The 612-nt window shown below is 40.0% G+C and carries 2 tRNA genes and 2 rRNA genes; all 4 read left to right on the top strand.

Annotated features, from left to right (window positions below):
* Positions 1 to 66 (top strand): 16S ribosomal RNA (locus ACTNAO_RS12790); the annotation flags it as partial.
* A gap of 130 nt (positions 67 to 196) precedes the next feature.
* Positions 197 to 272: transfer RNA gene (locus ACTNAO_RS12785), tRNA-Ala, on the top strand.
* A gap of 5 nt (positions 273 to 277) precedes the next feature.
* Positions 278 to 354 (top strand) — tRNA-Ile (locus ACTNAO_RS12780).
* Positions 355 to 505: 151 nt separating this feature from the next.
* Positions 506 to 612, top strand: a 23S ribosomal RNA gene (locus ACTNAO_RS12775); the annotation flags it as partial.

Below are 612 nucleotides of genomic sequence, written 5' to 3'. Positions count from 1 at the left end.
TCAGCGATTGGGGTGAAGTCGTAACAAGGTAGCCGTAGGAGAACCTGCGGCTGGATCACCTCCTTTCTATGGAGAAATCTAGTAAAGCAAGAAGCTTTCTAGTACAAAAAATCATAGTAATGATTTCTTATAATAAGGAAATGATTTTTAACTTCTGTTCAATTTTGAGAGATTTTTATGATTTCTCATTTAATGTGGGGGTATAGCTCAGCTGGGAGAGCACCTGCCTTGCACGCAGGGGGTCAAGGGTTCGAATCCCTTTATCTCCACCACATATGGGCTTATAGCTCAGCTGGTTAGAGCGCACGCCTGATAAGCGTGAGGTCGATGGTTCGAGTCCATTTAAGCCCACCATGTTCTTTAAAAATTGCATATATATTGTTTGTATAAATACAACAAGCCAAGAAATATTCTTTGTAAATTTGTTTAGGCAATTTATTGTTTAAATATTATACTTAATTACGAAGTTTATAGTGCATAATTGCATTAATAAACAAGTAAAAAAGGTCAAGCTACAAAGGGCGCATGGTGAATGCCTTGGCATCAGGAGCCGATGAAGGACGTGATAAGCTGCGATAAGCTTCGGGTAGGCGCACATAGCCAGAGATCCGA

This window comes from Clostridium sp. HCP1S3_C6 (assembly GCF_052066735.1).
Lineage (GTDB): Bacteria > Bacillota > Clostridia > Clostridiales > Clostridiaceae > Clostridium.
The sequence above is the reverse complement of the archived record's forward strand: the minus strand, read 5'-3'. Positions and strand labels throughout refer to the sequence as shown.